The sequence below is a fragment of the Alterirhizorhabdus solaris genome, assembly GCF_007785815.1.
GTDB classification, from domain to species: Bacteria; Pseudomonadota; Alphaproteobacteria; order Sphingomonadales; family Sphingomonadaceae; genus Alterirhizorhabdus; species Alterirhizorhabdus solaris.
In genome coordinates, this window is record NZ_VNIM01000148.1 from 1 (window position 1) to 6,677 (window position 6,677).

2 protein-coding genes are annotated in these 6,677 nt (G+C 65.5%); both read right to left on the minus strand.

Features of this window, described 5'->3' with window-relative positions; genetic code table 11:
- Window positions 1-626: 626 nt before the first annotated feature.
- Complete coding sequence (locus FOY91_RS20090; RefSeq protein WP_203234651.1) at window positions 627-4,883, minus strand: multiheme c-type cytochrome; 4,257 nt, start codon at window positions 4,881-4,883, stop codon at window positions 627-629.
- Window positions 4,883-6,664: a hypothetical protein gene (locus FOY91_RS20095; protein ID WP_238995814.1), complete on the minus strand. Its 1,782-nt coding sequence runs from the start codon at window positions 6,662-6,664 to the stop codon at window positions 4,883-4,885. The genes FOY91_RS20090 and FOY91_RS20095 overlap by 1 nt, the downstream gene beginning before the upstream one ends.
- Between the last annotated feature and the right edge of the window lie 13 nt (window positions 6,665-6,677).

Consider the following 6,677-nt stretch of genomic DNA (forward strand, 5'->3'; position numbering starts at 1 on the left):
GTCGTACGAGCACTCGTACGACCAGTCTCAGACCCGAAAACTTCCCGCACCAACATCGCCCTCACAAAGGCGACAAACATCACGGCCACGGCTGCCCAGGCAAGGCGGCCTGCAAACCACGCTTACGGCGATCAGCCGAGGACGAATGGTGCCGATCCACTTCCGTCGACGAGCCGAACCGTGCTTGGCAGGTATTAAGCCCCCTTGTTCTCGCTAACCGGCACGATGCGACGGTATCACCGAAAACCATTTAAACCGCCGCCGACATGGCCATCCGGCAACGCTCTCCGTCCAACCTGCCGGCCGGCCTACCTCTGAAGCTCGGTCGGGCCTGCCAACCATCACCAGATGGCTTGCCGCGCATAGGAAAAACGATCGGGGCAAAGAACCGACGACACATAGCTGTCGTCTGATCCGACGATGCCGTTGTCGGGCCTCGAGATCAGGTCGGCGCGCATATCTCTGGCAGGCTGCCGTCACTCAAGATGCCCCCGACGGCCGTCGCGCCGCCAGCGAAGCAGGGGCACGTGCGATCCCATCCCGGCGTCCTTGGGGCGTTACAAACCCGATCCTTGCTCATGGCATCAGTTGCCTCAGCGCCCGGCCGTGCGCCCGATCCGGCCTCCCTAGCGCCGCGCCGTCTCACCCGCCCCACGCGCCGGCACCCAATCGGCGAACGACGGCGTATCCACGACCTTGAACGGGATGCCCCGGCTGTTGAGGAACAGCCGCTCCATCTCCGGCCGGGTGAACGGCCGTGAGCCAAGCCGGCCGAACACCGCGATCTGTCCGCCGGTCTCGTCCACCGCGCGATCGCGATCCAGCCCCTTGGACAGCGCCAGCGCGGGCGAGGGTGTCTTCGCCCAGGCGATCAGCTCGGGCTTGGGCGCGGGAGAGAAGCCGTAGAAGTTCGGCTGGCTGTCCGGGCTGGTCAGCTGGATCACCTTCAGCCCGTTGCGGCCATCGGCCACGTAGGCGAACAGCGAGGCATTGGTGGTGCCGACGATCACGTCCTCGGCATCGTTCAGCTTCCCGCCGAAATCGACCTTCTGGTAGATCACCGGCCGCTCGGGGCGCTTGATGTCGACGATGACCAGCCCGTCGCCCTTGGCCGCGACATAGGCGTAGGTGCGCGCCAGATACACGCGCCGCGCGTCCGCCAGCGGCACCGTCGCCTGCGGGATCGGGCGGGGGGCGAGCAGCTTCGTCACGTCGAACAGTTGCAGCCCGTCCGCCGTCGTCACCCAAAGGTAGCGGAACTGTACTGCCGAGGCGCGGGCATCGCGCAATGGCACCACAGAGGCGAGGCGCGGCTTCAGCGGATCGGTCAGGTCCAGCGTCACCAGCCCGGCATCGGCCGCGATATAGGCGACGTGCCCCGCCAGCGTGATGTGGCGCGCGCCCTTCAGTACGTTGTTCTCGTTCCACACCGCATCGCGCTTGAGGAAGTTGTTGCGCGGGTCGCCGTCGGCCATCGTATCGACGTTGACGACGATCAGCCCCTCCACCGCATCGGTGACGAAGGCATAGTGATAGATCGGGTCGAACGCCTGCTCCTGATTAGCATCGCGCATCGCCTGCGTGTTCCGCAGCGGGGCGATCGACTGCATCGTCGGCAGCGCCATGCAGGTGGCGTTGGTGCTGCCGACATGCGTGTCCTGCCCCAGCGGCGACACCGGCCCGGTGATGATCCGCTCGGAGAAACCCTTGTTGGCGATCGAGGCGACGTCATAGACGCGGAAGCCGCCCTTGCCCTCTGCCACGAACATATATTCGCCGCGCAGTTGCAGGCAGCGGGTCGCGCCCGGCGTCGCCTGATGCGTATTGGCGAACTCCTCGATCGCCTGCGTTTCGCCTGAGAAACGCTTGTCGAAGGTCTTGCCGCGCCGCCACTCGATCAGCTCGCGATTGTGGTCCTGATGCGCCTTCCAGTAATCGGGATAAGCGTATTTCTGGAGATAGGAGCCGATCACCGCCTGCGGCTCGTCCCACTCGGTCACGCGGATCGCTTGGAAGCCGCCTTCAAGCCCGGTCCATGCGTTGAAGCCGACGAAATTGACGAAATTGGTGCCCAGCAGCATCAGCTGGGACATGATCGCGTTGTTGTCGTCGTTCGCCGAGAGATGGCAGTCCGAGCAGGTCTTCGTCTCCGTCTTGCGCACGGTATGCGGAAAGTGCGGGGCGAACGCCTGGCTCGAGAAGCCCGGCGCCGAAATCGGCGGCTGCTGGATGTAGATCCGCTCACGGTTGATATTGGTCGAGCTCAGCACGAGCGCCGAGGTGGAGCGGATCGGGGCGATCTGGTTGCCCTTGGTCGTCTGATGCCGGCCGAGCTGGAACATCTCGTCACGCGCGACCTGCGGATTGTAGGTCGCGAAGTTGCGCGTCTCGATGCCGTCGTACTTGTGGCTGCTCGTCTTCCAGTTCGCCTCGATCGGCAGATGGCAGCCGCCGCACGAGGTGGTCCACGACAGATGGCAGGTGAAGCACGCCATCTCGGGGTCCTTGTGCGCGCGATCCTGCATCGCCACGCCCGGGCCCCAGCTGTCCTTGCCGGTTTCGGCCGCGCTCTTCGCCATCAGCTTGGCGCGGGCCGCCAGCGGGTTGAAGTGCGCGCTGCCGCGATCGACTGCCTCCTTCACCAGCGACACCCGCCATTCCAGCTTCGGATCGACCAGCGAACGCTGCGTCAGCACCCGCTCGCCATTGGCATCGACGCTCCACTCGAAGCGGCGCTGGCCATCGGGGTTGCGCAGCAGTTCAAGGTTGGTGCCGTCCGGCCGCGCCGCCGGGCCGGAGGTGCGGAGTGTCGGGAAGGCGTCGGCGGTGCCGTGGCAATCCTTGCAGCCGATTTCCACCGCGTTGGCGACTTCGCCGTAGATCAGGCCGTTGCCGTGGCTGTCCTGCGCGAAATGGCAGTCGGCGCACTGCATGCCCTTCTCGGCGTGGATGTCCATCATATGCACGGCCTTGCCGGCCTGCTCGCCCACCTGCTCGAACTGCGCCTTGGCCTTGGTGTTCAGATCCGGATCGGCCGGATCGACCACCGCACCCTGCTCGTCGATGAACTGTCCCTGCGCGTTGCGGCGATAGAGCCGGAACTTCTCGGGATCCTTGGGATCGACGATCCTGCCCGCCGCGTCGAGCAGGTTGCCCTCCCGGTCGCGCTTGAAGATCGCGCGGAAGTTCCAGCCGTGGCCGTGATAATCGGCGAACTGCGTGTCCTTCGCCTTCGGATTCACGTCGTCGTACACCCGGCGCACGAAATCGATGTCGCTCCACAGCCCCTTGGGCGCGGCGGCCTCGGGGTTGCGCTCCAGTACCTCATGCACTTCGGCCGCAGTCGGGTATTTCTGCTGCTTCGGCCACATCAGCGGCGCGTCGGACTCATAGTCCCACATGGTGTAGCCGAGGTAGCTGTTCAGGAAGATGTTCGGCTGATGCATGTGGCAGTTCATGCACTGCGCGGTGGGAATGGCGCGGGTGAAGGCGTGCTGGATCGGGTGGCCCTTCTCCTTGATGCCCTTCACGCCCACCGGATGCGGCACCGTGGTGCTGCCGCCGCCGGCGTGATTGCCCGCCTCGGGCGTGGCCGGGCCGTGCGGGTCCTCCGCATGCGTCGCGGGATCGTCCTGGCCCTTTACCTTGCCGTGGCCGCCGCCATGCCCGTCGCCGTGATCTTCCGGTTCCAGTTTGTTCGCGATCGTCGGGTCCACCGTCGCGGTCTGCCCGTCGCGGCCATATTTGGCATAGACGAGGCTGTGCGTCGGCTGGCGATCGTTAGCGTAGATCACATGGCAACCGGCACAGCCCGAATTGCGATAGTCGCCCGGCTGGTCGTTGGTGCCCATGAACCACATGAACGGGTCGTTGAGCCGGGTCTTGTGGATGTTCAGCGCCGGGATCGCCACGCGCAGGCCGGTGCCGGGGCCGCGATTGGACTGGCGCAGGTCGGGCCGGCCCGGCTCCTCCAGCCGCTGGATCAGGCCCAGGCTGTTCGGCAGGCCGATCTCGGGAAACTGGGTGTTGATGTTGCGCCCGCCGCGCTCGAACACGCGGAAGATGTCGCCCGGCGGCAGCACATGCCACGTCGGTAGCGGATAGAGCTTCGCCAGTGCGCCGCGCGCCGTCTGCGCCGGGGTCAGGTTGGGCGTCACGCCGCACGGCTCGGGCTTGCCGTTCTTCATCAGCGGCGCCGCGCCGTAGCTGTCGGCCGGCGAGATCGCGCAGGCGGGCTGACCGGTGCGCGTATAGGCCTCGCCGAACACATAATTCTTGAACGGCGCGATCCCGTTGTTGTAGGCGGCGCCGCCCCACAGCATCGCCCCCGTCGTCATCAGCGAGCGTTCCGCCGCCTCGATGATCTCCAGATGGCAGGCGCCGCAGCTCTCACGCGCGACGCGATAGTCTGACGGGTTGACGAAGCGGATGTACTCCGAGGATTCCTTGTTCAGCAGCGTGTAGCTGCGCTTGGGGTTGGCCGAGGAGGGCCAGTGCCACGTCTCGGGATAGCGCGGCAGCACATGCGCCCGGTCGCGCGCGGCGACATAGGCGGGCGCGTCGTGCGGCAGCTTCGCATCGCCCGTCACCTTTGCGTCGCCGCCGTGGCAATCGACGCAACCCAGCACCACGGCGGGTGAATCGTGCATCGTCTTGCGGTCGCTGGCGGTGTGGCAGCTGATGCAGCCGCCGCTCTTGCCGTCGGCCTCGTCCCACCCCTGGTTCTGCGGGGCGGGGGGCGTGAAGGCGTATTTGATGTCGCGCGGCTTCTCGCCCTCCGACGCGATCAGCTGCGCCGAGCCGAACAGGCCGATCGCCGCCGCCACCGCGAGCACGGCCCGCATCGGGCGATTGAAGCGGATCTTGAGGATGTCGGCACCCATCAGAACGAGAGGATCGTATTGAACAGGACGGAATAATAGCGCTTCTGGCCCTGATCGTTGTCGAACAGGTCACGGAAACCCTTGCTCGGCTGGAGCACGGCGGCCGACAGGCGGAACACCACGTTCTGGATCGCCGACGGACGGTAGATCGTCGCCACCGAATAATCCCAGCCGAAGTCCTTCGGGATCGATCCTTCGTTGCGCAGCCGTTGCAGTACCTGCGTATGAGCGAACCACAACTTGTTGAGATTACCGGAGATACGGAACCGCGCCGTCACGTCGGCATCCACACCCGCGCCCAGCAGCACGGTGCCGGGGTTGTTGAAGTTCGACTGCCCCTGCTCCTTGGACGAGCGCAGCGAATTGAGCAGGCCGTTGCGCCCGGTCAGCGCGATCACCCGACCGCCGCCGGCGAACGGGATGGTCTGGCGGATGTTGTAGCTGGTATCCGCGCCGGCGAAGACCGGGTTCTCGAAGATCGCGTCGAAGCCGGCCTCGGTATCGTTGAACGGCTTCTTGTCGCCGCTGGCGTAGAGGCCGGAGACGCGGAAGCGGAGGAAATTGACGTCATAGCTCGCCTCGGCCGCCGCGAAATACGCGCGGATCTTGGCCGGGCGGCCGGTGAAGAAATTGTTCCGGTCCTCGCCCAGCGCGCCATAGACCGAGGCCGTCAGGTTCATCCGGCCGATGCGGCCGTCGGCATTGTAGCCGAGATAGGAGACATCGTAATGGCGCGGCCGCAGGTCGCCGAGCAATGCCGGGCGCACGGGGAAGCCGTTGTCGTCCAGCTTCGTCCGGTCCTCGCGGTTCACGTTCACCACCGCCGTCACCTGACTGGTGAGGCCGGCGAGCGGAAAATCCTGCCGGTAGAGGTTAGCGAAGAACACGTAATCGTCGCGCAGCCGCTGGGTCGGGTCGTTCAGCCCGGAATTGGTATCCTTCTCCATCCGCCAGAAGGCGGCAAGATTATACTGGAAGCGATTGTTGTCCCGGTTGCCGAAGAAGCGGATGCCGAGCTGGTTGTCGTTGAACAGGAAACCGCGGAAATCCGCCTGAAACGGCTGGACGCCCACGCGCACCGAATCGAAGTCGAAACGATCCGAGGTGTTGCGCAGGTGATAGTCGATGAATGCTTCCTGCAGACCGAGAAAGTCGTCGAAGCGATGGCTCTTCCTGCCCGGCCGCACGTCAAGCACGCGACGTTCGTTCACGTCGACATAGCTCATGTTGTAGGCGAGGATGAGACGGTATTCGATGATCGGCGGCATGAACACCGTCGATCCCTTGATGAGCGAGCCGCCGACGATGAAGGTCTGCGCCGCCACCACGCTCTCGCCCTTGCCGAACACGTCGGTGCTGCCCGGCCGCGCGTTCACCTGCCGGCTGACCGGGGTGGGGAAGGTACGTGGTTCGATGATCGTGTCGGAGATGCCGGTGAGAGCGAGGAACCAGTCGTCGCCCTTGATCGGCAGCCACTTCGGCTTGCTGGCGATATCGATCGGGCGGTCGCCCTTCAGGAAATTCTGGTGATAGGGATCGAACGGCGAATGGCAGGTCGCCTCGACGTTCGGGAACAGCGAGTTCTTGAGCGGGCACAAGGTCTTCACCAGCCGCCAGCGATCCGGCACCGGGATCTGGTCGGTCGGGAACGCCTCCAGCGAGGGCGGACGCACCGCGCCTTCATTGTCCTGCGTCACCCGGTCCGGCAACGACTGCTGCACGCCGGGCCGGCGGCGGCCGTCGATCAGCGCGTCGTCCGCGCCGATCTCCCCGTTGCCGATCTCGGCGGCGGTG